Below are 22057 nucleotides of genomic sequence, written 5' to 3'. Positions count from 1 at the left end.
CATTTTTAGAATTTTGCAAAGGTTTTAATTAATGTAAGTAATTACGCATACATCAGTGTTGTTCGTGAAAAAAAATACAAACTATGCGTTTTTATATTGACAACTGCTTGTCGATTGTTGAATATTATAATTAGTCATGAATACTTTGACAGAATTTTATTACGTGCTCATCTTTTTGATAGTCGCTGTTTTATTTACCATAGCCCCCGTTGTCATTTCCTATCTGATTGCCCCACGGACAATAGGTAAAAAAACATTTGCCACGTATGAGTGCGGGATAGAGCCATTCGGCAGTGCATGGATACGCTTCAGCGTTGTGTATTACGTCTATGCTTTAATCTTTATAGCCTTTGATGTGGACATACTATATCTCTTCCCTATAGCATTAAGCTATACAAGAGGTGGAAATGTTTATGAATTTTATTCTTTGCTTATATTTATAGGTATTCTTGCGTTTGCAATAATCTATGCATGGGGAAAGGGGGTTTTTACCTGGAAACGAAGGATCCAATAATAAAATTTGCCATTGCAGAAAAGTTTATCAATCTTGCAAGAGCTAACTCTATCTGGCCTATGACTTTCGGTCTTGCCTGTTGTGCCATAGAGATGATGTCTGCAGCTATGGCGCGTTTTGATATCGCCCGTTTTGGCGCAGAGGTTTTCAGGCCCAGCCCCAGGCAGGCGGATTTAATGATTGTAAACGGTACGGTAACAAAAAAAATGGCGCCGACAGTGATCACCCTTTTTGAACAGATGCCGTCTCCCAAATGGGTAATAGCAATGGGCAATTGCGCCATATCAGGCGGCCCTTTTGTTTTCGAAGGACAATACAACCTTATTGAAGGTGTTGACAAGATAATACCCGTTGATGTGTATGTCCCGGGATGTCCTCCCAGGCCCGAAGGGCTGCTCGAGGCGCTAATGAAGCTTGAAGAAAAAATTACGGGAACGAGGCGTTTTCCCATACCGGAACAAAAATGGTAAAGACAATATTCGATGATATCAAAAACACATTGAAAGGTGTAGATGTATCTGAAACCTCTTATAATGAGAGAGGCTATCATCTTGCGATAGAGGCGCAAAAAGGAAATATCGTAACTATTGCAGAGTTTTTTGACGGCAAGGGGTTTTACCTTGAAGACCTTTGCTGTGTTGATTACAAGGACTATCTCGAACTTGTGTATTTCTTTAATAATCATAAAGAACTCTGCCGCATAAAAGTAGTCCTTAAGATTGAATCCGACAAACCCGTAGCGCCGACAATCTCCCGTATCTATACGATTACACATTGGTATGAAAGGGAAATCCATGAATTCTTCGGTGTATATTTTGAGAATCATCCGAACCTGACATATCTTTTCCTTCACGACGAAATAGACTGTTATCCGCTTCGCAAGAACAGGGTGCCTGTAACTGAAGAAGATAGAATATTGCTGAGTTCCTTCAAACCTGAAGAATATGAAGACGGTTTTTTTATCAATCTTGGCCCGCAGCATCCGAGCACCCATGGAGTTTTACGTGTTGTTGTAAAAATGGACGGCGAATATATTATCAGCGCAGAACCTGTATTGGGCTATCTCCATAGAATGCACGAAAAGATGGCAGAAAACAGAAGCTATCTCCAGTTCCTTCCCAACCCCCCAAGAATGGACTACCTTGGTGCGCTTAATTTCAACCTCGGTCATGTAACGACTGTTGAAAAACTTTGCAATATTGAAGTGCCGGAACGTGCTCATTATATAAGAACCATTACCGCCGAATTAAACAGGGTCTCAAGCCATCTCCTCTGGCTCGGTGCTTTTGTCGCTGATCTCGGCGGATTAACGCCCTTCCTGTATGCCTTTGACGACAGGGAAAACATTCTCGATATACTGGAGGCCATTACAGGATCAAGGCTAACCTATTGCTATTTCCGTTTTGGTGGACTTTATAACGATATCGATGATGCTTTTATAGATGCGACAAAACAATTCATAAAACGCCTGAGAGGACGTTTCGGGATGTATGAAAAGCTGGTCACAAAAAATGTGATCTTTATTAACAGGGTTAAAGGCATAGGCATTCTTGAACAAAGCAAGGTACCAAAATACGGCTGTTCCGGACCAGTCATCAGGAGCACAGGCATCCCCTTTGATATCAGGAAGGCAGAGCCCTATGCAGCATATGACAGGATCGGTTTTGAGATACCAACCGGCACATCCGGTGATAATTTGGACCGTTACATGATCCGCATCAGAGAAATGGAAATCAGCCTCAACATTATCGAGGAAGCCATTGAAAAGCTGCCATCAGGACCATTTAAAGCAGAAAAGGTGCCGAAAAAGCTGAAACCGCCAAAAGGAGATATTTATCATACCGTAGAATCGCCCCGTGGGGAGCTTGGCGTTTATATTGTAAGCGATGAGAGCGATACTCCCTACAGAATGAGATGGAGAGTTCCATCTTACTCAAACCTCATGACGTTCCCTTATCTTGCACAGGGCGAGCTCCTTTCCGATGCAATTGCAACACTCGGAAGCTATGATCTCGTGATCCCGGAGATAGACAGATGATGAACGAGATAATACAGATAGTTGGGAAAGAAACGGCGAGATTGGTTATCGGTCTTATCGGCGTCCTTATCCTTGTGGTGGTGAACGCTCTCATGCTCACATGGCTGGAGAGGAAGATTTCAGGCCACATACAAAGAAGGATCGGGCCTAAGGAAGTGGGCCCTTTCGGCCTGATTCAGCCTATTGCTGACGGGCTCAAGCTTCTCGGAAAAGAGATTCTCACACCCGCAAACGTTGATAAACCTCTATATTTCCTGGCGCCGGTACTTATTTTCATACCGGTACTTGTATCGTTTATCGTGATACCCTTTGATGTGTCTTTGCAGGTAAAGGACATTAATGTGGGGATTCTGGTAATCCTTGCCTTTTCTTCTTTGTCGGTGCTCTCGATTCTCCTTGCCGGATGGGGTTCAAACAATAAGTATTCACTAATCGGCGCATTAAGAAGCGTGGCGCAGAACATTGCTTACGAGATACCACTTTTGTTATCCCTTTTGCCCGTTATCTTTATGACAAACTCCCTGTCCCTGAAGGATATTGTGGAAGCACAGAGGGAAGGATGGTTTATATGGAAATGGCAGTTTGTTGCATTCCTTGTTTATTTTATTGCCGGTGTGGCCGAAACAAACAGGACGCCTTTCGACCTGCCTGAGGCGGAAAGTGAACTCGTTGCCGGTTTCCATACAGAGTATTCGGGTATGCGTTTTGCCCTCTTTTTCCTTGCTGAATATACGAATATTATGATTATATGCGCTGTTGCAACCGTATTCTTTCTCGGAGGATATCTCGGGCCGTTTCTCCCAGGTATTGTCTGGTTCTTTATAAAGACGTACCTGCTTGTTGCTATTATTATGTGGTTTCGCTGGACCTTCCCTCGTGTTCGTTTCGATCAACTTCTGAACTTTTCGTGGAAGATACTGATTCCCGTTGCTTTTATGAACCTTATTGCGACAGGGGGGTTCCTGAAATTATGACAAATGTTGTCGAAATAATAAAGGGAGCAATCTCTCTGATAAGCGGTATGTGTGTGACCACAAAGGCATTTTTCAGTCCTGTTGTTACAGTCCAATACCCGAGACAAACAGTAAAAATTTCCCCTCGTTTCAGAGGACATACGAAGCTTGTGGCGGACGAGGAACGTCCGGAGAGGACAAAATGTATTGTTTGTGGTATGTGCGAGAGAAATTGTCCATCCGGATCCATTAAAAAGGTTGAGGGTGAGAAGCTGGAGGGCGAAAAGAAAAAGACGGCTACCGTTTATGTGCTTAACTATACCACATGCAGCCAGTGCGGTTTATGCGTTGAGACATGTCCTGCTGACGCACTTGCCTTTTCAGCAGATTATAATGTTTCGAGTTACAACAAAGAAGACTTTTATTACGACCTTGTAAAAGAGTTCGAGAAAAGGAAAAAGGCATAAATGAACCCTGCTGAATACATATTTCTCATAATAATGTTTGTTACCATGATAGGGGCTTTGATAACAGTATTATCAGGCTCGCTTATTTATGCGATGATAGGGCTTGTCGTTACCCTCTTTGGTGTGGCAGGTCTCTATATATATCTGAACGCACCTTTTCTGGCAATGATGCAGATACTCATATATGTAGGAGCAATCACGATCCTCATTGCATTTGCGATCATGCTTGCCGGACCTATGTCCAAAAGGCCGAAAGAATGGACAACTGCAACAAAATTACTTGCTTCGCTTGTCGTATCGCTCGTTTCTTTTGCCGTGCTTTATAAGGCTGTTATCAGAGGATTTTGGGTAAAAGGGAAAGTTGAGGAATTTGCCCTCTCAACAAAAGATATCGGTAGGGCGCTCCTTGATAGACTTATGTTTCCTTTTGAACTTATTTCCCTGTTGATCGTTGTGAGTATTATAGGCGCCATCATGCTCTCACTGCTTTCAAGGAGGGAAAAATGACAGATACATACATTTTTAATAATCTTTATATATATTTGTTTTTAGCCCTTTTTCTTTTGTGCTGCGGCATTCTTGGCATTCTATACAGAAAAACACTTATAGGGATGCTTATATCCATAGAGCTTATAATGAATGGAGCGGGGCTGAATCTTGTTGCGTTAAACAGATTTGCGTCGCCCGATAATACATACGGGCAAGTGTTCACCCTTTTTATTATGGGAATAGCTGCGGCAGAAACAGCAATAGCCCTGGGTATTATTATTTTAATCTTCAGAAAATTCGGACATATTGAGGGCGCAAAGTTAAAGGAGATGAAGGATTAACATATGATCATTGAAAGTGTAAAACCTCTTATCCCGATACTGATTGTCTTAATTGTCTCTGTTCTTATCATGCTCTCAGGAAAACGGAAGAATGTGAGAGAATTCTGGTCCATTGCCGGTTCTATCCTTACCTTTCTTTCTGTCGCGAGCATGGTGCCCGATATAATGAACGGCAATAGGATTCTTTATACGGTTTCCACGATAGCACCGGGCATATCCTTCAATTTCAGGGTGGATGCCCTTTCCCTTGTCTTCGGCATCATATCTTCTTTTTTGTGGATTTTCGCAACCTTTTACAATATAGGCTATATGAGATCCCTTAATGAGCATGCTCAAACAAGGTATTATGCCTGCTTTGCCATTGCAATACTCGGCGCACAGGGCGTTTCCTATTCGGGAAGTCTGTTTTCACTCTATCTATTCTACGAAGTCATCACTATCTTTACCTATCCGCTTGTTGCCCATCATCAGGATACCGAAGGCTACGCCGGTGCAAAGAAATATATAGTATATCTTATGGGAACATCAAAGGGACTGCTGCTGCCGGCGACGATCCTTACTTATGTATTGACGGGTACACTCGATTTTTCGGATAACATAACAAAAGGTATATTTGCAAAAGGAACAGATAGCATCTGGATTACTGTAACATATGTGCTTTTCCTTTTCGGATTTGCAAAAGCAGCAATTATGCCTTTTCATAACTGGCTGCCTTCCGCAATGGTCGCGCCTACACCGGTGAGCGCGCTTCTACATGCTGTTGCTGTTGTGAAGGCAGGCGTATTTTGTACATGCCGGGTTATGCTTTCAATATTCGGCACTGAACTTTTACAGAGCCTGAACCTTGGTATATATACGGCGTATTTTGTCTCCATTACAATCCTTGTTGCATCAATCATAGCCCTGACTAAGGACGATCTGAAAGCCAGGCTTGCTTATTCAACGGTTAGCCAGTTGTCTTATGTGATAATTGGCGTAGCGCTTCTCGATCCATCCGGCATTATGGGCGGAATTATACATATTGCAAATCATGGTTTCAGCAAGATTACACTATTCTTTTGCGCAGGGGCAATATTTGTTGCAACCCAAAAGAGAAAGATTAGTGATATGGAAGGCATAGGTTATGCAATGCCATTTACAATGGGCGCCTTTGCCATTGCATCTTTGAGCATGATAGGTGTGCCGCCGGTTGCAGGTTTTGTATGCAAGTGGTATCTGCTAAACGGTGCAATGGAGATACACAACCTTCCTATTGTTATTATACTTATGACAAGCACCATACTGAATGCAGGTTATTTTGCCCCCATAACGATCAAAGCGTTTTTTAAGAACAAGGGAGTCGGCTGGAATAGGGCTAATATTAAAGAGGCTCCGGTTACTATGGTTGTGCCTCTAGTCCTTGCCTCGCTAATTTCGGTAGCATTAGGAATATTTCCCCAATTTTTTACACAACTTATCGGGAGACTCATTCCATGAACGTATTAAAATATATAGAAATGTTGCGGAAAGATATGAAAATGCTAAAAAAGGTTCTTATCGCATATCTTATTGTCCTTGTAATTTATGATGTTGTCATACACATTGGAAAGCACGGCCATTACTATGTGGATAATATACCTGCATTCTGGACCATTTTCGGTATTGTAGGATGCTTCATACTTATTAAAGTTGCAAAAGGCGTAGCGCATACATTTCTTGGAAAAAATGAGGATTATTATGGATAAGTGGTTACACCCCGCGATCTTTTATTTTATCGGGAGTCTGCTGCTGCCTTTTATCAAAAATGAAAAGGCGAAGAAGTTTTTTATACTTCTTGTCCCAATCCTCTCCATTATTGATGTTGCATTAATGCAGGAAGGTGTATTCGGAAAGTACAGTTTTTTGAATACCACGCTTATCTTCGGTAGGGTGGATAAACTAAGCCTTATTTTTGCATGGGTTTTTGTAATTATGGCATTTCTTGGAGCCCTTTATGCGCTCCATGTGAAAGAAGACGGACACCACATTGCAGGAAGTTTTTACATTGGTAGTTCTCTTGGAGCTGTTTTTGCCGGAGATTATTTAACTGTATTTATCTTCTGGGAAATCATGGCTTTCTCTTCAGTATTTCTTGTCTGGTACAGAAAAGAGCAAAAATCGATTGATGCAGGATACAGATATCTTCTTGTTCATGTTTTCGGAGGTCTGTTGTTCTTTACAGGCATGATGCTTTATTATTACAAAACCGGCAATCTTCTCTTTGACAGGGTTGCACAGGGAAATGCAGGCCTTCCAGAATACCTTATACTGGCAGGTTTTTGTCTCAATGCTGCTGTCATACCCCTTCACGCGTGGCTTCCCGATGCATACCCCGAGGCAACTGTTGAAGGAGCAGTGCTAATGTGCGCCTTTACCACAAAGACAGCCGTTTATGTTCTTTTAAGGGGTTTTCCGGGTTTTGAAATTCTTGCCATTTTCGGCACAGCCATGACCGTGTATGGTGTTTTTTACGCTGTTATTGAGAATGATATGAGAAGGGTTCTTGCTTACCACATAGTAAGCCAGGTAGGATACATGGTTGCAGGCATCGGCATAGGTACGGATCTTGCTTTAAATGGTGCATGTTCCCATGCTTTTGCTCATATACTTTACAAAGCGCTTCTTTTTATGGGAACAGGCGCTGTACTTTATATGACAGGAACAGCGAAACTTTCAAAACTTGGCGGGCTCTATAAATACATGCCTCTTACGATGATCTTCTACATCGTGGGCGCGGTATCAATTTCCGGATTCCCGCTTTTTTCCGGATTTGTGAGTAAATCAATGATTACTGCTGCGGCGCATCATGAGGGAAGGATCACATTGATGATGCTTATGAACCTTGCGGGCATCGGTACGTTTTTATCTGTAGGTTTAAAGGTTACATATTTTGCTTTCTTCAGTAAGGACGAAGCGCCGATTAAGGCAAAAGAGCCGCCGAAAAATATGCTCTGGGCAATGGGTCTTACATCGGCATTATGCTTTATCATAGGTATTTATCCGCAGTCTTTATATCAGCTTCTACCATATCCTAATCATTATAATCCCTTTACCTCGACCCATGTATCCGAGATGCTGCAGATACTCTCATATACAGGACTGATATTCTTCCTGCTTGTAAAGAAACTTGCACCTGAGGATAAAATGAACCTTGATGTGGACTATTTTTACAGAAACGGGGCACGTATTTTTATGTGGATTGACGAAAAGATAATAAGTGTTGTAGATGCACTCTGGGGAGAGCTATACAGAACATTCGGACTTAAACTGCTTTTCAAAAATGCGGATATTTCATATGGTTTTGACAGGCATGTGATTGATGGTATTGTTGATGGGAGCGCAAGCGGCGTAAGGGGTTTTGGAGGACTGGTAAAAAAACTGCAAACAGGGAGAATTCAGGCGTATATTGGTTTCTCCATATTTATACTCATCCTTATTGTGGGGTTCGTGATTTATGGGATGTGAAAGCTTGAAGGCAATGGAACAGTTGTTAATTATGAATCCTCTTAATTTTCCTATTCTCTCGACGACAATATTTTTGCCCCTTATTGGCGCAATGTTGATTCTTTTAATGAGAAATGAAAAGGCCATAAAGGTCACAGGGCTGATCACAGGTATTATAACGTTTGTTGTATCAATGTTAATATACTTCAATTTCAAAACGGATACATATCACTTTCAGTTTGGTGAGCACATTCCGTGGATACCGGCTTACAATATTAATTACACGCTTGGCATAGACGGCATTACAATATTTCTGATCCTCCTTACCACCCTTTTTGCTCCTATATGCATCCTGTGTTCATGGACTTCGATAAAGGAGAGGTTTAAGGAATTTTTATTCTGTATACTTGCCATGGAAACAGCCATGATAGGCGTTTTCTGTTCTTTGGACTTCATTCTTTTCTATATCTTCTGGGAGGCGATGCTTATTCCCATGTATCTGCTGATCGCTGTATGGGGCGGGCCTCGTAAAGATTATGCATCAATAAAATTTTTCATATATACATTATTCGGGAGCGTTTTCCTGCTTGTAGCAATTATTTCAATGTACCTGACAAATGGAACATTCAGCATATTAAGCGCAATGTACAAAGATTACGGAATGACCTTCCAGATATGGGTTTTTCTTGCATTCGCAATTGCATTTGCCATTAAGGTGCCCATGTTTCCGTTCCATACATGGCTTCCGGCAGCACACACTGAAGCGCCCACAGCAGGCAGCGTATTTCTCGCAAGCGTACTTCTGAAGATGGGGGCTTACGGGTTTTTGCGGTTCTGTCTTCCAGTAGCGCCGAAAGCAAGTATTTATTTTGCGCCGCTTATGATAATTCTTTCGGTTATCGGAATAATATACGGTGGTTTTGTATGTCTTAGCCAAACCGATATGAAAAAGCTTATCGCGTATTCAAGTGTTGCGCATATGGGTTTTATCACACTGGGAATATTCACTTTTACTCTTTTCGGGCTTGAAGGAGCAATGCTCCAGATGCTCAATCACGGGATTACAACAGGCGCATTATTTCTCTGTGTAGGAATAATATATGAAAGAACGCATAGCCGTGAGATATACGACAATGCAGGACTTGGCAAAATAATGCCGATATATGTAGGATTTTTCGGGTTCTTTTCCCTATCTGCATTTGCATTTCCTGGAACAAACAATTTTGTTGGTGAAATTTATGTGTTAATAGGGACATTTTCTCAGCATAAGACAGCAGGCTTCTTTGCTGTAGTTGGAGCGGTTCTTGCGGCAGCATATATGCTGAGACTTTTGAAACAGATAATATGGGGAAGAGTTGATAAAAGGGTAATCGCTGATATGAAAATTAGAGAAATTATTTACATGATTCCCCTTATGCTATTAGTACTGTGGATGGGTATATTCCCGCGGCCGTTTGTGGCTGTAATGGAAAAAAGCCTGTCATTCCTTATGACTCAAATGCGAACTTATTATTGAGGGATGAACTATGCTTATACTGCCTGAATTAAATATATTTTTGTTTTCCATACTGCTTCTGTTCATTTCCATCAGCAAAGTAAAGGAAAATATACTTACATATGCAAAGTTGTTATCCGTCCTTGCATTTTTAGTATCGCTGTTAAGCATAACTGAAAACGGAGAATTATTTTCCGGTGCATACAGGATTGACCTTTTTTCTCAGGTTTTTAAGATGCTTATAATGGCCGGGTTTTGTCTTGTAATTCTTATGTTTAAAAACAAAAGAGAGATAGAAGAAGGATTTTTGCCTGAATATTTTATGTTTCTCGGATTTTCGGCATTGGGACTTATGATGCTTGTAAGCTCGGTAGAGCTTATCTCAATAGTTTTATCACTTGAAATTTCATCATACAGCCTATATGTTATCCTTCCGATTCGGAACGCTCAGACTAAGATTCAGATTGAAGCTTCGATGAAATACCTTTTCTTTGGGGCCGTATCAACAGGCATAATGCTTTTTGGCATGGGTTACCTTTACGGCATTGCACATTCTACGTTCTTGAGTGACATCGTACTTGTGCTGCCAGAGTTTTTAAGTCAGCCGATAGGTATAATAGCGCTGGTATTTACATTGACGGGTTTTTTCTTTAAGCTTTCACTTTTTCCCATGCACTTCTGGTCGCCCGACATTTATGAAGGCGCATCAAATAATACAACCGCGTTCATTGGTACGCTTCCGAAGATTGCAGCGGCCGCCTTATTGATAAGGATCACGATGCTTGCTTTTCCAGGTTCAATGCAATTAATAAACATATTAATAATACTTGCAGCCCTTTCAATGACATTTGGCAACCTTGTGGGCCTTGTGCAAAAAGATATAAAGAGACTGCTTGCCTATTCAGGCATAGCCCACGCAGGATATCTTATGATGGGCATACTTGCATTGAGTAAGGATGGAAACGCTGCCGCTGTTTACTATATGACAATTTACCTTTTTATGAATCTTGCTTGTTTTTATGTAGTAATACTGATTTCAAAAACAGGAGAAAACGTGAAAATTGATGACCTTGCCGGATTGTCGAAAAGATCGCCACTTCTTGCGTTGCTACTTGCTGTTTCTGCCTTCTCGTTGGCCGGGATACCGCCAACCGGCGGTTTTACGGGAAAACTCTTTCTTTTTACGGGCGCATTTGAAGCAGGCCATCTGCCGATTGTGCTTATCGGTGCGGTAAATACGGTAATTTCTATTTTTTTCTATTTAAATCTTGTGAGAATGGGCTACTCAAAAGATGTTGCAGTAGCAGAACCAATAAAACTTGCTACACACGAAAAGGTGCTTTGTTATCTCTTTATCTTTCTTATTATTTATATGGGCATCATGCCGTCAGGTTTATTTGAGGTTTTTAAAGCTTCGATATAGCTTCAATATTTTTAACGGGTTATAATTGATATTCAACCAGTGGAACAAAGTTTATTCATCAAGCAGAATGGAAAAATCAGGGGATTGATGAGCGTCCAGCTTTATCTTGCTATACCTGTCTATTTCCTTATAAACATCTTTTAGCTTTTTTACCAGTTCCTTGTTTGTTTTTCTGAGAATAACCTTATCTTTTGCATTATTAATGACTATTTTGAGTTCATCGAACTTGAAGGGTTTTACAACATAGTCAAATGCTCCCACCCTGACTGCCTCTATTGCTGTATCAACTGAGGCATACCCGGTTATTATAATAAACTCTACAGTGTCTTCCCTTCTTCTTATTTTTTTTATAAGCTCAATGCCGGTCATACCTGGCATATTGATATCGGTAACAACGATATCATAAGGGGAGTTAACATGCTTTGAAAAAGCCTCTTCCCCTGTTCCAGCGGTATCAATAACAGACTCCCCGTCTTCTGCTAAAAAAATAGAAAGAATATTGCGTATTTCCTTATCATCATCAACAATAAGCATCCTGATTTTGTTATCTTTTTTCATAAACTTAATATTTCATATAGTATAACAAATTCGAAAAACAATCAAATTATATAAAGCAGTTCATCTATAATTAAATCCCAAGCACATCCTTCATTGAATAAACGCCGTCAGTCTGACCACTTAACCATTTTGCGGCAAGCAAAGCGCCACGAGCAAAATTTTCACGGGAATATGCCCTGTGTGTCACCTCCAGTCTTTCGCCAACCCCTGCGAACATGACAGTGTGCTCACCGACGACATCGCCGCCCCGTAAGGCAAGTATGCCCAACTCTTCCCTTTTTCTTTCCCCGATGATACCTTTTCTGCCGAATATTTCAACCCAGTTTCTCGCAGGTTCGGAAGCTTCTACAATATCCTTCAGGTGCACCGCTGTTCCGCTTGGTGCATCTTTTTTCATCCTGTGATGCATTTCCACAATTTCGATGTCGTAGTCATCTTTCATGATCCTGGACAGCTTATCTACTATTTCGAACATGAGATTCATGCCTACACTCATATTGGGGGATATGACTACCCTTGTGTCCCGTACCCCTTTTATCTCTGCCAATGCATTTTCAGAAAAGCCTGTTGTGCCGATGACAATTGCTTTTTTGCTTTCCCGCACAAGCCTGAAATGCTCAAGAGAGACCTTTGGTTCTGTAAAATCAACAACGACATCGCATTTTTTGATAATATTGGCGAGGTTTCCTTCAATATTAAGCGGATTCCCTGTTTTTACTGCCACACGGTCTAATCCTTTGCCGACCATGGGATGTGTTTTGGCCTCCACCGCCCCTACCACAGCAAAGTCTTTATCATTCAAAGCGAGCTTGAGTATGGTGCTCCCCACCTTTCCACACACACCGGTAATGATTATCTTAACCATATTGTGCTCCCTGATGTTTTTATGCTTTCTTCAACAGCCCGTATTCATTCAACAAGTTCTTCATGTAGGTTTTGTTTGCCTCGGACATTGTGCATAGTGGGAGTCTGAACTCTTCTTCGATAATGCCCATGTAGTAAAGAGCTTCTTTTATGGGAATCGGATTTGTCTCTATAAAAATTCCCTGGAAAAGGGGCATAAGATGGGCATTAATATCTCTTGCTTTTTCTACATCCCTTTCCTCAAGGAATGTTTTATAAAGTGCCTTCATTTTTGCCGGCAGCATATTTGATAAAACGGATATTACTCCGACAGCGCCGACACTCATCATGGGAAGAAAAAGGTTATCGTCACCGGAAAGTATTGGGAATTTCCCATTTGTCAGTCTGTAAATCTCTGCAACCTGGACGAGCGAACCAGATGCTTCTTTTATACCCTTTATACCCTGAACGTCTGCAAGCCTTTTTACCGTTTCCGGCGTCATGTTAATGCCCGTCCTCCCTGGTATATTGTATAAAATTAACGGAATGTCCACTTCTTCCGCAATCTTCCTGTAATGCCTGTACAAACCTTCCTGAGTAGGTTTATTATAGTAAGGTGTTGTAAGAAGGCACATGTCCGCACCTACCTGTTTTGCCATTGCGGTAAGCTCGATTGCCTCCTTTGTGCTATTGGAGCCTGTCCCGGCAATAACAGGCACGGTCTTTTTTGCACATTTGACAGTCAACTCTATTACTCTTTTATGTTCCTCATAATCCAGCGTGGATGCTTCTCCGGTAGATCCGCAAGGCACGAACCCGTCCACGCCGCCTTCGATCTGAAACGTGATGAGCCTTTTGAAAGCATCCTCATCAAAATTGTCATTTTTAAATGGTGTTACCAGAGCCGTATATACGCCCCTTAATTCCATGGCTCCTCCTCTTTTCTATTAGTGGGACACCCGCAAGCGGGTACCCGGTCGCCCCCTCCACCGGCAGAGCCGTCGGAGCCTCCCCTTCTCGCCCGCGGTGCGGGCTATTTATCATACCGACACTATGTTCGCCTGACTCACGTCGCCCCCTCTAAGCCGAAGGGTTTGCACGGGTTAAACACCTTAAACATTTGAAACAGCTTAAACGGTTCATCGAGTCTTTACAGAAGCGCCTCATCATTCAATACGCCAGTATAAACAATCCTTGCATTACCTTCAAGGTATACCTCATCATTATCAATATAGACTTTGAGCGTTTCCCCTCCTCTTGTAACAATATTAACCGGGCTTTCGATGAGCCCCTTCTTTGTCAGGATGACCCCCGCCGCAACTGCCCCTGTGCCGCAGGCATAGGTTTCACCCTCCACACCCCTTTCATATGTTCTGATGAAGATTTTTTCTCTGTCAACAATTTTTACGAAATCAACATTCGTTCCCTTTTCCCCGAATGCCTTATGATACCTGATAGCCCTTCCCAGTTCTTCCACGGGCACATGGTCAATATCGTCAGACAGTAGAATCGCATGGGGAACGCCGGTGTTTACGCTGCTTAAAAAGATCTCATTTTCTTCAAGGTTGATCGGGTAATCGAGCTTTATATCGAAAGGAGTTGTAAGCTGAAGTTTAATCCTTGTTTCATCTACCACTGCCCTGATAATGCCGGCAATTGTTTCAAATGCCATCTCCTTTCCCGCGATGCCTTTTATGAAGGCGAAACGTGCAGCGCACCTGCCCCCGTTTCCGCACATCTCGGCCTCAGTGCCGTCTGCATTGAAAAACTTCCAGCGAAAGTTTGCTTTTGTTGAGCGCTCAATCAGTATTACGCCGTCTGCGCCGACGGAATGACGCCTTCTGCATATTTTAGCAACAAAATCTGCAATCTTTTTATGCTTTTTGGTTACCTTCCCGTCCCTGTTATCTATCAGGATAAAATCGTTGCCGCTTGCGCTCATTTTGAAAAATTCAAATTCTGACATCTACAAGTCCTCCAGAAATGATGGAATAGATTCTCCCTTAGTTAAATCCCTAAACGTTTCACGTTTTTTTATAATAAAAAATTCATCTCCCTTAACAAGAATCTCTGCCGCCCTTCTCCTCGAATTGTAATTCGAGGACATGGAGAAGCCGTAGGCGCCTGCCCCCATTACAGCAAGGAGATTGCCGGTTTCAAGGCGTGGCATACCTCTGTCTTTTGCGAAGAAATCGCCTGACTCGCAAATAGGTCCCACGATATCAACCTTTGTATCTTTACCGTCTTTCTCTTCATTTTTCCTGACGACAGGTATAATCTCATGGTATGCATCATAGAGCGCGGGCCTTACAAGATCGTTCATTGCCCCATCTACGATGTAAAAGGTTTTTCCCGGCACCTTCTTTACATAAAGGAGTTTTGTTACAAAAATACCGCTGTTGCCAACGAGAAGCCTGCCCGGCTCAAGCACCAGCGTGATGCCTGTCCCCTCCAATTCTTTTTTTATTACACCTGCATATTCATCAGGATGAGGGGGAAGCTCGTTCTTGTATGTTATGCCGAGGCCACCACCAATATCAAGGTACTTGATGTTTATCCCGTTATTCTTCAGTTGATCGGCCATTTCTTTGAGCGATCTTACAGCCTCTATAAAGGGCGAAAGCTCAAGGATCTGTGATCCGATATGAGAAGAGATGCCGATTGGATAAAGAGATGGTTCTTTCTTCATATCATTGTATAGCCTGAAGGCGTCGTCCCATATAATGCCGAATTTATTTTTTTTCAGGCCGGTTGTAATATAAGGGTGTGTTTTGGGGTCTATCTGGGGATTTACCCTTATCGATACAGGCACCCGTCTTTTCATTCTTCTTGCAACCCCTGCAATGGTGTGGAGTTCACCCTCCGATTCGATATTGATCATAAGGATTTGAGCTTTTATCGCAGCCCTTATCTCATCCTCGGCTTTGCCTGCCCCTGAAAACACAATCTTTTCGGCCGGTATGCCTGCAGAGAGAGCCCTGTAAAGTTCGCCTTCTGACACGATGTCTGTGCCACCGCCGAGCCTGCCCATGACTTTCAGAATCGCCGTATTGGAGTTTGCCTTACAGGAGTAGCATACGATATGCGGCATACCCTTGAACGCATTGTCAAAAACAAGAAAATGGCGTTCCAGGGTTTTGCAACTGTAAATATAGGCAGGCGTTCCTACAGCCTTGACAATATTCGATATTGGTACTTCTTCACAATATAACTCGTTTTTCTTATATTCAAAATAATGCATTGTACACGGTTCCTCTTATTCTTTTACGATAATGACAACTTCCCTTGACGGTTCGCTTTCATTGCCCGTTTCATCGAGACTTGTTACGTAGTAAGATATGTATCTGTTATCAGGAATATTTTTATCGAGGTACATATTTTTTTCCAGGGGCTCTTTGTTCAGTTTTTCTGCCTTTCCCGAGCTTATCCTGAATATGTTATATCCTGCGAAATCTTCTTCCGTGTTCTCTTTCCATGTTACAAGCACCCCACCGTCTTTTTTCTCGGCCTTTACTTCGGCAGGCCTTGCAGGAGGGGACATATCCTTTGGCGTGGCTGCTATTTTTACCCCTTCTCCTTCCCGTCTTATGCCTTCCTTTACCTGTACTTTTCTTACCTCATATGCATACGTTTTATCGTTTTCAAGCCCTGTATCTAAAAAATACGGCGCAGCAAGGGGTGTTTTGTTCAGCGGAAACAACGGGTAAACATTATCGTCATATCTATAAACATTATACAGAAAGCCTTCCTCTTTTTCCCATGAGAGCTCTACCCTTTCGTCATTTTCTTTTACGGAGACACCTTTAACAGGGTCAAGTGCTTTTTCCCACTTGATTGTAAAGGTATTGGAGGGATCCCCCCGTGTACCCTTTTTCGTGTATGGATAAACCTTATATCCGTACTGAAATCCGTTCATAAGATCATCGTCATAGACAAATACCTTTCCGTCCTGTATCAGAAACCCCTTCCTGTTTTCCAGGCTAAGATCTTTAAATGGTTCAAACGTGCCCATACAACTCCCGCAGGCCTTGAATATTTTAAAGCCGGCAAGGTCTTTCGGCTCTGACCCATCCTTGTTTATGGAAGGTGTCGAGAAGGAGAGAAACAACATCCCATCTTTTACTTCTCCAGTCAGGTCGTTGATCCCGCCAGGTATGGGTAACCCCTTTGGCATAGGATCTCCCTTTTTACCGCAGGAGGCAAAAAGGAGCATTACCATAATACTAATACTAAGAATTAAAATATATCTTTTCTCTTTCAATCTCTTTTTCCACCTCCTCAAAAGAGGCTCCTCCTGTAGTTTTTCTGGTATTTAGAATAGTGTGAGGATCTAAATAATTAAAAATATCATCCCCGAAGACCTTTGAATACCCCTTCATATCAATAAGCGCCATATCCTGAAGAAGCTTGCCTTTATCCTCACAGTCCCTTACCATCCTGCCTGCTATTGTATGTGCCTCCCTGAAGGGGGTCCCTTTTACAGTAAGGTATTCTGCTATTTCTACGGCAGGCATGAAGCTCTCGTACACGGCCCTTTCCATCCCCTTTTTGTTTATTTTCATCCTTTTTATACACAACTCCGCTATGGAAAGAGCGTCCTTTACGGTATTGATTGCATGGAACATGGGTTCTTTATCTTCTTGAAGGTCTCTGTTGTATGTCATGGGAAGCCCTTTCAGCAACATAAAGAGGCTGAAAAGATCGCCAATCACCCGGGATGTCTTGCCCCTCAACAATTCCAGTGCATCAGGGTTCTTTTTCTGTGGCATTAAGCTGCTGCCGGTACAAAGTTCGTCGGGCAGCGATACGAAAGAAAACTCCTCTGTAGAAAATATGATCATATCTTCGGCAAATCTTGACAGGTGCACCATAATCATGGCAACGGAGAAGACTGAGTCGAGAACGAAGTCCCTGTCGGATACCGTATCCATACTATTTTCAGAGACCCTTGAAAACTTTAACTGCTTTCTAAGGAATTCTCTATCAAGCGGTATGGTTGAGCCTGCAATGGCACCGCACCCAAGCGGCAGAACATCAACACGCTTCATTGTCTCCCCCATGCGCCCCCTGTCCCGTTTCAGCATATAATAATATGCCATAAGATAGTGCGCAAAAGTGACAACCTGCGCTTTTTGCATATGTGTATAGCCCGGCATTATGGTCTTTTTTTCCTTACCTGACCTGTTTACAAGGGTTTTGAGCAGTTGCAGGAGACGTTTATCTATTTGACCGAACTCTTCTTTCAGGAACATTCTCATATCGAGCGAAACCTGATCATTCCTGCTTCTCCCGGTATGAAGCTTTTTGCCTGTATCCCCAATCTTTTCAATAAGGCGTGCCTCTATGTGCATATGTATGTCTTCCATTGCATCGGAAAATTTAAAGACCCCCTCTTTAATTTCTGCCTTGATCTCATCAAGCGCTGCCACAATGTCCCCGGCCTCTTTTTCGGTGATGATACCGATTTTATTCAGCATCCCTGCCTGTGCTTTGCTGCCCTCTATATCATGTTCATACAATGTCCTGTCAAAAAGAATCGAAGCGCTGAACTTTTCCATAAGAGGGTCAGTTTTGCCTTTGAACCTGCCACCCCATGCTTTCATGTTCTTTCCCCAAAGATTGCGGTTCCAACCCTTACCATAGTAGCACCTTCCTCGACAGCAACCTCAAAATCCGAAGACATCCCCATAGAAAGTTCTGACATGTGCAGGGAAAATTCCCTGTTGACCGATTGTAGAAGGGCCCCAAGTCTTCTGAATATGCCCCGGACATCTTCCGGGTTTTCAGCAAAGGGCGGCATAGTCATAAGTCCGACCGGTTTTATATTTTTTAATTCGCCGATCTTTTCGAGCATTCTTTTCAGGTCGTCTTCTCCTGTTCCATGTTTGGATGATTCGCCGGCAAGGTTCAACTCGAATAAAACCTTTAAGCTCTTTCCGTATCCGTCCATCGTTTCAAGGAGTTCCCATCTGTCTATAGAGTGAACGTAATCAAAGAGCTTCGGTATATGTTTTGCCTTATTTGTCTGTATGTGACCGATCATATGCCAGCAGACCCCTTCGTTAAACCCTTCAATCTTTCCTTTTGCTTCCTGTATATAATTCTCTCCAAAATCTGTAAGCCCGCAACGGGCAGCATACCGGATCCTCTCTACATTAACACCTTTGGTAGCACCTATCAACCTTACTTCAGATTCAGACCTCCCGGCCCTGCTACAGGCTCGAGCCATTCTTTCTCTTATCCTCTTTATTGCATCATCCATGCTTTATGCCTGTGAATCCATGAATTCATACTTTTCCGGAAAAAACTACCCGGCATGCATCAAGCTGTCGGGCTTGCTATTTATGAAAGAACACCAAGAGATAATAGGGCTTCTGTAACTTCACAGATAGGCAGGCCGACAACATTGGCATAGGAACCCTTAATCTCTTTGACCATGTACCCGCCTTTGCCTTGCAGTGCATATGAGCCGGCCTTATCGAGGGGCTCGGATGTCTTTATGTACCGCATAATCTCTTCGTCGGTTAAATCCCTGACAAATACTTTAGTTTCAACAACATCCTGGTATACAATATTTTTTGATATGTTGAGAACACAGTACCCTGTAAAAACCTTATGCCACTTTCCTTTTAATGCTCTAAGCATATTATAGGCATCTTTTTCACCCTTTGGCTTCCCCAGTATCTTCCCCTTGAGGACAACTATCGTATCTGCTCCGATAACCCAGTTGTTCGGAAAGTGGTTGCCAACCTTGGTGGCCTTTTCATGGGATATCCTCAGCACAAAGTCCTTGGGTGGTTCATCCTTTTCTCTTTGTTCGTCAATTTTTGGGGGTATAATGGAAAAGGATATACCAAGAGTCCTCAGAATGTCTACTCTTCTCGTGGATTCACTTGCGAGTATTATGGATGTGCCATCATTTACTTGAAACATTTTCATCTCCTGTCGTAGAATAGAAAAATATATGAATTTCACTATAATTTCAAGATAAATGTTATTACTAAGGACTGTTAATGATTCATGGCACACGGTATGGATTCACAATAAAATAAAATCATGGAATGGTTACTGTGAAAAGTAAACATTAAACGATAGTCAGGAAGGAGATTTTATGAACGGTATTATCCAGATCGTTACAACCATTGACGACAAAGAGAAAGCTGAACGTATAGGGAAACAGCTTGTCCAGAAAAGACTTGCTTCGTGTGTGCAGATTGCGGGGCCCATAAAGAGTATTTATTGGTGGAAAGGACACATAAAAGAGGTTGAAGAATGGCAATGTATTATTAAGAGTAAAAAAAGCCATTATAAAAAGATCGAGGAGGAAATAAAACGTCTTCATCACTATGAACTGCCGGAGATTATAGCGATTGATATAGATACCGCCTTAACCGGATATGTAAAATGGGTAGAGGAAGAAACCAATCCGGGATAACATATTGACCTGGGCGTACCCCAACTCCGGGGGGGGTCCTTATAAGATTCGTATATTACAGCATATTCTTAACTCGCATTTCCAATTCAATGAGAGTGGATTTGGATAATTTTAGAGAGCCGTCCTTCCTTGTTCTGTCGGGTCTTACTTTTTTCACAGCCTTAACTACAGATGCCTTGATCCCGAGATTGCTGAACATGAAGTACCTGAATGCATAACTCGTAATGTCATATTTATCGCTCTCCGAAAGCCAGAAAAACATATACCGTCCTTTGTTAGATCGAAAGAATTCCTCGGAGATTACCCCGGGTAAAAGCTTAAAATATTCTGTAAAAAACGAGGTTTATACCTCTGGCACCAAACTGCTCTGCCGTGGAACTGCTTGGTTGAAACGAATTCTAACAGAAGTCCGCAGAAAAAGCCATATTCCTCTTCATTTTTTATAGGAACACACCGGCTGAAGCCAGTGGTAGCTTAAATCTTATCTTTCCTCGTTAAGCATATGCCTTACGTTTCACCATTATTTATTACCATTTTGTCGATTTATCGGTCTTTTTATCGCCGGATTGTTCATTAAGCTGGACAGGTTATATAAAATAAAGATAAAACTGTTAACAGATAAAGAGAAAGTATCATGAATAATTTCAGGCAAATCAAACATCCGGGAGGCAAAAAGTGAAGAAGATAGTTTTAGGCATATGTATTCCTGTTCTAATATGTGCGGCGATTTACTTCGCAATTGCTGCCGTGCTAATCATAAGCGGCAAACCCAAGAAACCAATTCCAAAGCAGGGCGGACTGGTCTTCAGGGAGTTGTTTGTCGATTACAAAAGCATTCCGCAACTGAAAACCTTCACCGCGAGAGACGGCACGCAACTCGCGTACCGTCTCTATCCATCTCAGTCAGATAAAGCTCTCATTCTGTTGCATGGCTCGGGGTCACATGGCCGGTATTTCCTCCCTTTAGCCGAGTTCATTAGCTCTGAAGGTTTGGCCCAGGTATATACTCCGGATTTACGCGGGCATGGGTCTAAACCCAAAAGACGGGGCGATGTGGACTACATTGGCCAATTGGAAGATGATTTGGCAGATTTCATTGCCATGATTCGACGGGACAACCCCAAAGCGATGATCATTGCAGGAGGTCACTCATCAGGAGGTGGATTAGCTTTACGCTTTGCTGGAAGCAAGTACGGGCACCAGGCCGATGCCTACATGTTGCTGTCTCCTTACTTACAGTACAATGCCCCCACTACTCGTCCCAATTCCGGAGGGTGGGCACGGCCCTACACCAAGCGTATTATTGGGCTGGTCTTGCTCAATAACATCGGAATTCACTGGTTTAATGGCCTTACTGTTATTGATTTCAATATGCCGAAAGAGGTGCGCGATGGGACTGAAACCCTGTCGTATACTTACCGGCTCAACACATCCTACGCCCCTCGTGACTACAAGAAAGATCTCCGTGCCATAACCCAGCCCCTCTTAGTTGTCGTGGGCTCTGCAGATGAAGCCTTTTATCCGTGTGTATTTGAAGCAGTGATTTCTGAATTTACAAAAGGGAAAGTAAAGTTGTTACCCGATGTAACACACCTGGGAGCGGTTGTCAGCCCTACGGTCCAGCCTGTGGTCAAAGAATGGTTAGAAGGTCTTGGAAAACCATAACCTTTCACCACATAATCGGGTAAGGGAAAGTGTCTAACCATCCCTCGCCCGATTAGCTGGATTCTGTTTGGGCCGTAAAATATTTCAGACATTACAAATTCAACCCATCCATGGTGGCGGGAATCTTGAACAGATTTTTGTTCGTGCCGATGTCCTGCCCTCCCCATAAACATTTGCTGTAACATTTACAGCAACGATAAATATTCTTGTAAAGGCAATATGGAGAATGTTCTACATAATTTAGCTTATTGAGAGAAATCGAGGAGGGTCAAATCTTTACGGCCTGTTGCCCAAATCCCCTTAACCTTTGCGAGGGTAGTCCAACTATTTTGCTACAATGTCCACAATAGTATACAATAAACTGGCATTTTATG

General features: G+C 42.4%; 24 protein-coding genes and 1 pseudogene. 15 read left to right on the top strand and 10 right to left on the bottom strand.

Translation table 11 applies throughout. The features are described 5' to 3' along the window. Positions 1-136 precede the first annotated feature (136 nt). The 13 genes and pseudogenes from NT178_11785 (at position 137) to NT178_11725 (ending at position 11182) form a co-directional block, all read left to right on the top strand. The gene (locus tag NT178_11785) at positions 137-514 is read left to right on the top strand and encodes an NADH-quinone oxidoreductase subunit A (protein MCX5813207.1); all 378 of its coding nucleotides are present in this window, start codon (positions 137-139) and stop codon (positions 512-514) included. After that, positions 472-984, top strand: coding sequence for an NADH-quinone oxidoreductase subunit B (locus NT178_11780; GenBank protein ID MCX5813206.1), 513 nt, complete (start codon positions 472-474; stop codon positions 982-984). Before NT178_11785 ends, NT178_11780 begins: the two co-directional genes overlap by 43 nt. Beyond that, positions 978-1391, top strand: a pseudogene (locus tag NT178_11775) (NADH-quinone oxidoreductase subunit C). Before NT178_11780 ends, NT178_11775 begins: the two are co-directional and overlap by 7 nt. A 42-nt stretch (positions 1392-1433) precedes the next feature. Beyond that, entirely contained in the window at positions 1434-2552 is a 1119-nt protein-coding gene (locus tag NT178_11770; protein MCX5813205.1) for an NADH-quinone oxidoreductase subunit D, read from the top strand. Then, positions 2552-3526, top strand: coding sequence for an NADH-quinone oxidoreductase subunit NuoH (gene nuoH, locus NT178_11765; GenBank protein MCX5813204.1), 975 nt, complete (start codon positions 2552-2554; stop codon positions 3524-3526). Before NT178_11770 ends, nuoH begins: the two co-directional genes overlap by 1 nt. Then, the gene (locus tag NT178_11760) at positions 3523-3972 is read left to right on the top strand and encodes a 4Fe-4S binding protein (GenBank protein ID MCX5813203.1); all 450 of its coding nucleotides are present in this window, start codon (positions 3523-3525) and stop codon (positions 3970-3972) included. The genes nuoH and NT178_11760 overlap by 4 nt, the downstream gene beginning before the upstream one ends. Then, complete coding sequence (locus tag NT178_11755) at positions 3973-4479, top strand: NADH-quinone oxidoreductase subunit J (GenBank protein MCX5813202.1); 507 nt, start codon at positions 3973-3975, stop codon at positions 4477-4479. Further along, on the top strand, positions 4476-4802 hold the full coding sequence (gene nuoK, locus NT178_11750) for an NADH-quinone oxidoreductase subunit NuoK (GenBank protein MCX5813201.1): 327 nt from the start codon (positions 4476-4478) through the stop codon (positions 4800-4802). Before NT178_11755 ends, nuoK begins: the two co-directional genes overlap by 4 nt. A 3-nt stretch (positions 4803-4805) precedes the next feature. Continuing rightward, on the top strand, positions 4806-6278 hold the full coding sequence (locus tag NT178_11745) for a monovalent cation/H+ antiporter subunit D family protein (protein ID MCX5813200.1): 1473 nt from the start codon (positions 4806-4808) through the stop codon (positions 6276-6278). Beyond that, the gene (locus tag NT178_11740; GenBank protein ID MCX5813199.1) at positions 6275-6526 is read left to right on the top strand and encodes a hypothetical protein; all 252 of its coding nucleotides are present in this window, start codon (positions 6275-6277) and stop codon (positions 6524-6526) included. The genes NT178_11745 and NT178_11740 overlap by 4 nt, the downstream gene beginning before the upstream one ends. Further along, positions 6519-8285, top strand: a complete 1767-nt coding sequence (locus NT178_11735; GenBank protein ID MCX5813198.1) for a Na(+)/H(+) antiporter subunit D — start codon at positions 6519-6521, stop codon at positions 8283-8285. Before NT178_11740 ends, NT178_11735 begins: the two co-directional genes overlap by 8 nt. Further along, entirely contained in the window at positions 8275-9780 is a 1506-nt protein-coding gene (locus NT178_11730; protein ID MCX5813197.1) for an NADH-quinone oxidoreductase subunit M, read from the top strand. The genes NT178_11735 and NT178_11730 overlap by 11 nt, the downstream gene beginning before the upstream one ends. A gap of 10 nt (positions 9781-9790) precedes the next feature. Next, the gene (locus NT178_11725) at positions 9791-11182 is read left to right on the top strand and encodes an NADH-quinone oxidoreductase subunit N (GenBank protein MCX5813196.1); all 1392 of its coding nucleotides are present in this window, start codon (positions 9791-9793) and stop codon (positions 11180-11182) included. Positions 11183-11233: 51 nt separating this feature from the next. On the opposite strand, the gene NT178_11720 is transcribed toward NT178_11725, so the two are convergent. The 9 genes from NT178_11720 to NT178_11680 all read right to left on the bottom strand — a co-directional run bounded on the left by NT178_11720 (position 11234) and on the right by NT178_11680 (position 19516). Continuing rightward, a complete protein-coding gene (locus tag NT178_11720; protein ID MCX5813195.1) occupies positions 11234-11740 on the bottom strand; it encodes a response regulator in 507 nt (168 codons plus the stop codon). Positions 11741-11810: 70 nt separating this feature from the next. Continuing rightward, positions 11811-12605: a 4-hydroxy-tetrahydrodipicolinate reductase gene (gene dapB, locus NT178_11715; protein MCX5813194.1), complete on the bottom strand. Its 795-nt coding sequence runs from the start codon at positions 12603-12605 to the stop codon at positions 11811-11813. A gap of 19 nt (positions 12606-12624) precedes the next feature. Beyond that, on the bottom strand, positions 12625-13512 hold the full coding sequence (dapA, locus tag NT178_11710) for a 4-hydroxy-tetrahydrodipicolinate synthase (protein MCX5813193.1): 888 nt from the start codon (positions 13510-13512) through the stop codon (positions 12625-12627). Positions 13513-13733: 221 nt separating this feature from the next. After that, complete coding sequence (gene dapF, locus NT178_11705; GenBank protein MCX5813192.1) at positions 13734-14549, bottom strand: diaminopimelate epimerase; 816 nt, start codon at positions 14547-14549, stop codon at positions 13734-13736. Then, positions 14550-15824 (bottom strand): diaminopimelate decarboxylase, encoded by a 1275-nt coding sequence (lysA, locus tag NT178_11700; GenBank protein MCX5813191.1) that lies wholly within the window; start codon positions 15822-15824, stop codon positions 14550-14552. 15 nt (positions 15825-15839) lie between these two features. Beyond that, complete coding sequence (locus NT178_11695) at positions 15840-16844, bottom strand: fibronectin type III domain-containing protein (GenBank protein ID MCX5813190.1); 1005 nt, start codon at positions 16842-16844, stop codon at positions 15840-15842. Further along, complete coding sequence (gene argH / locus NT178_11690; protein ID MCX5813189.1) at positions 16813-18186, bottom strand: argininosuccinate lyase; 1374 nt, start codon at positions 18184-18186, stop codon at positions 16813-16815. Before argH ends, NT178_11695 begins: the two co-directional genes overlap by 32 nt. Continuing rightward, positions 18183-18845 (bottom strand): YggS family pyridoxal phosphate-dependent enzyme, encoded by a 663-nt coding sequence (locus NT178_11685; GenBank protein ID MCX5813188.1) that lies wholly within the window; start codon positions 18843-18845, stop codon positions 18183-18185. Before NT178_11685 ends, argH begins: the two co-directional genes overlap by 4 nt. Positions 18846-18925: 80 nt before the next feature. After that, positions 18926-19516 carry a Maf family protein gene (locus NT178_11680; protein ID MCX5813187.1) on the bottom strand — a complete coding sequence of 197 codons (591 nt, stop codon included), beginning with the start codon at positions 19514-19516 and terminating at the stop codon, positions 18926-18928. Between the two features lie 178 nt (positions 19517-19694). Between NT178_11680 and NT178_11675 the strand changes: the two genes are divergently transcribed. Further along, complete coding sequence (locus NT178_11675; protein ID MCX5813186.1) at positions 19695-20018, top strand: divalent-cation tolerance protein CutA; 324 nt, start codon at positions 19695-19697, stop codon at positions 20016-20018. Positions 20019-20073: 55 nt separating this feature from the next. Here the strand turns inward: NT178_11675 and NT178_11670 are convergent, their stop codons facing one another. Further along, the gene (locus NT178_11670; GenBank protein ID MCX5813185.1) at positions 20074-20280 is read right to left on the bottom strand and encodes a hypothetical protein; all 207 of its coding nucleotides are present in this window, start codon (positions 20278-20280) and stop codon (positions 20074-20076) included. 413 nt (positions 20281-20693) lie between these two features. Here NT178_11670 and NT178_11665 point away from each other — a divergent pair, with 413 nt between their 5' ends. After that, positions 20694-21683, top strand: coding sequence for an alpha/beta fold hydrolase (locus tag NT178_11665; protein ID MCX5813184.1), 990 nt, complete (start codon positions 20694-20696; stop codon positions 21681-21683). The last annotated feature ends 374 nt before the right edge of the window (positions 21684-22057 follow it).

This window comes from Pseudomonadota bacterium (assembly GCA_026388255.1).
Classification (GTDB): domain Bacteria; phylum Desulfobacterota; class Syntrophorhabdia; order Syntrophorhabdales; family Syntrophorhabdaceae; genus JAPLKB01.
The sequence above is the reverse complement of the archived record's forward strand: the minus strand, read 5'-3'. Positions and strand labels throughout refer to the sequence as shown.

What these genes read in the sequence shown, in the direction of transcription:
- NT178_11785 (MCX5813207.1), top strand. Translation starts at nt 137, where the DNA reads ATGAATACTTTGACAGAATTTTATTACGTGCTCATCTTTTTGATAGTC.
- NT178_11780 (MCX5813206.1), top strand. Translation starts at nt 472, where the DNA reads ATGGGGAAAGGGGGTTTTTACCTGGAAACGAAGGATCCAATAATAAAA.
- nuoH (MCX5813204.1), top strand. Translation starts at nt 2,552, where the DNA reads ATGAACGAGATAATACAGATAGTTGGGAAAGAAACGGCGAGATTGGTT.
- NT178_11760 (MCX5813203.1), top strand. Translation starts at nt 3,523, where the DNA reads ATGACAAATGTTGTCGAAATAATAAAGGGAGCAATCTCTCTGATAAGC.
- NT178_11755 (MCX5813202.1), top strand. Translation starts at nt 3,973, where the DNA reads ATGAACCCTGCTGAATACATATTTCTCATAATAATGTTTGTTACCATG.
- nuoK (MCX5813201.1), top strand. Translation starts at nt 4,476, where the DNA reads ATGACAGATACATACATTTTTAATAATCTTTATATATATTTGTTTTTA.
- NT178_11745 (MCX5813200.1), top strand. Translation starts at nt 4,806, where the DNA reads ATGATCATTGAAAGTGTAAAACCTCTTATCCCGATACTGATTGTCTTA.
- NT178_11740 (MCX5813199.1), top strand. Translation starts at nt 6,275, where the DNA reads ATGAACGTATTAAAATATATAGAAATGTTGCGGAAAGATATGAAAATG.
- NT178_11735 (MCX5813198.1), top strand. Translation starts at nt 6,519, where the DNA reads ATGGATAAGTGGTTACACCCCGCGATCTTTTATTTTATCGGGAGTCTG.
- NT178_11730 (MCX5813197.1), top strand. Translation starts at nt 8,275, where the DNA reads ATGGGATGTGAAAGCTTGAAGGCAATGGAACAGTTGTTAATTATGAAT.
- NT178_11725 (MCX5813196.1), top strand. Translation starts at nt 9,791, where the DNA reads ATGCTTATACTGCCTGAATTAAATATATTTTTGTTTTCCATACTGCTT.
- NT178_11720 (MCX5813195.1), bottom strand. Translation starts at nt 11,740, where the DNA reads ATGAAAAAAGATAACAAAATCAGGATGCTTATTGTTGATGATGATAAG.
- dapB (MCX5813194.1), bottom strand. Translation starts at nt 12,605, where the DNA reads ATGGTTAAGATAATCATTACCGGTGTGTGTGGAAAGGTGGGGAGCACC.
- dapA (MCX5813193.1), bottom strand. Translation starts at nt 13,512, where the DNA reads ATGGAATTAAGGGGCGTATATACGGCTCTGGTAACACCATTTAAAAAT.
- dapF (MCX5813192.1), bottom strand. Translation starts at nt 14,549, where the DNA reads ATGTCAGAATTTGAATTTTTCAAAATGAGCGCAAGCGGCAACGATTTT.
- lysA (MCX5813191.1), bottom strand. Translation starts at nt 15,824, where the DNA reads ATGCATTATTTTGAATATAAGAAAAACGAGTTATATTGTGAAGAAGTA.
- argH (MCX5813189.1), bottom strand. Translation starts at nt 18,186, where the DNA reads ATGAAAGCATGGGGTGGCAGGTTCAAAGGCAAAACTGACCCTCTTATG.
- NT178_11685 (MCX5813188.1), bottom strand. Translation starts at nt 18,845, where the DNA reads ATGGATGATGCAATAAAGAGGATAAGAGAAAGAATGGCTCGAGCCTGT.
- NT178_11680 (MCX5813187.1), bottom strand. Translation starts at nt 19,516, where the DNA reads ATGTTTCAAGTAAATGATGGCACATCCATAATACTCGCAAGTGAATCC.
- NT178_11675 (MCX5813186.1), top strand. Translation starts at nt 19,695, where the DNA reads ATGAACGGTATTATCCAGATCGTTACAACCATTGACGACAAAGAGAAA.
- NT178_11670 (MCX5813185.1), bottom strand. Translation starts at nt 20,280, where the DNA reads ATGTTTTTCTGGCTTTCGGAGAGCGATAAATATGACATTACGAGTTAT.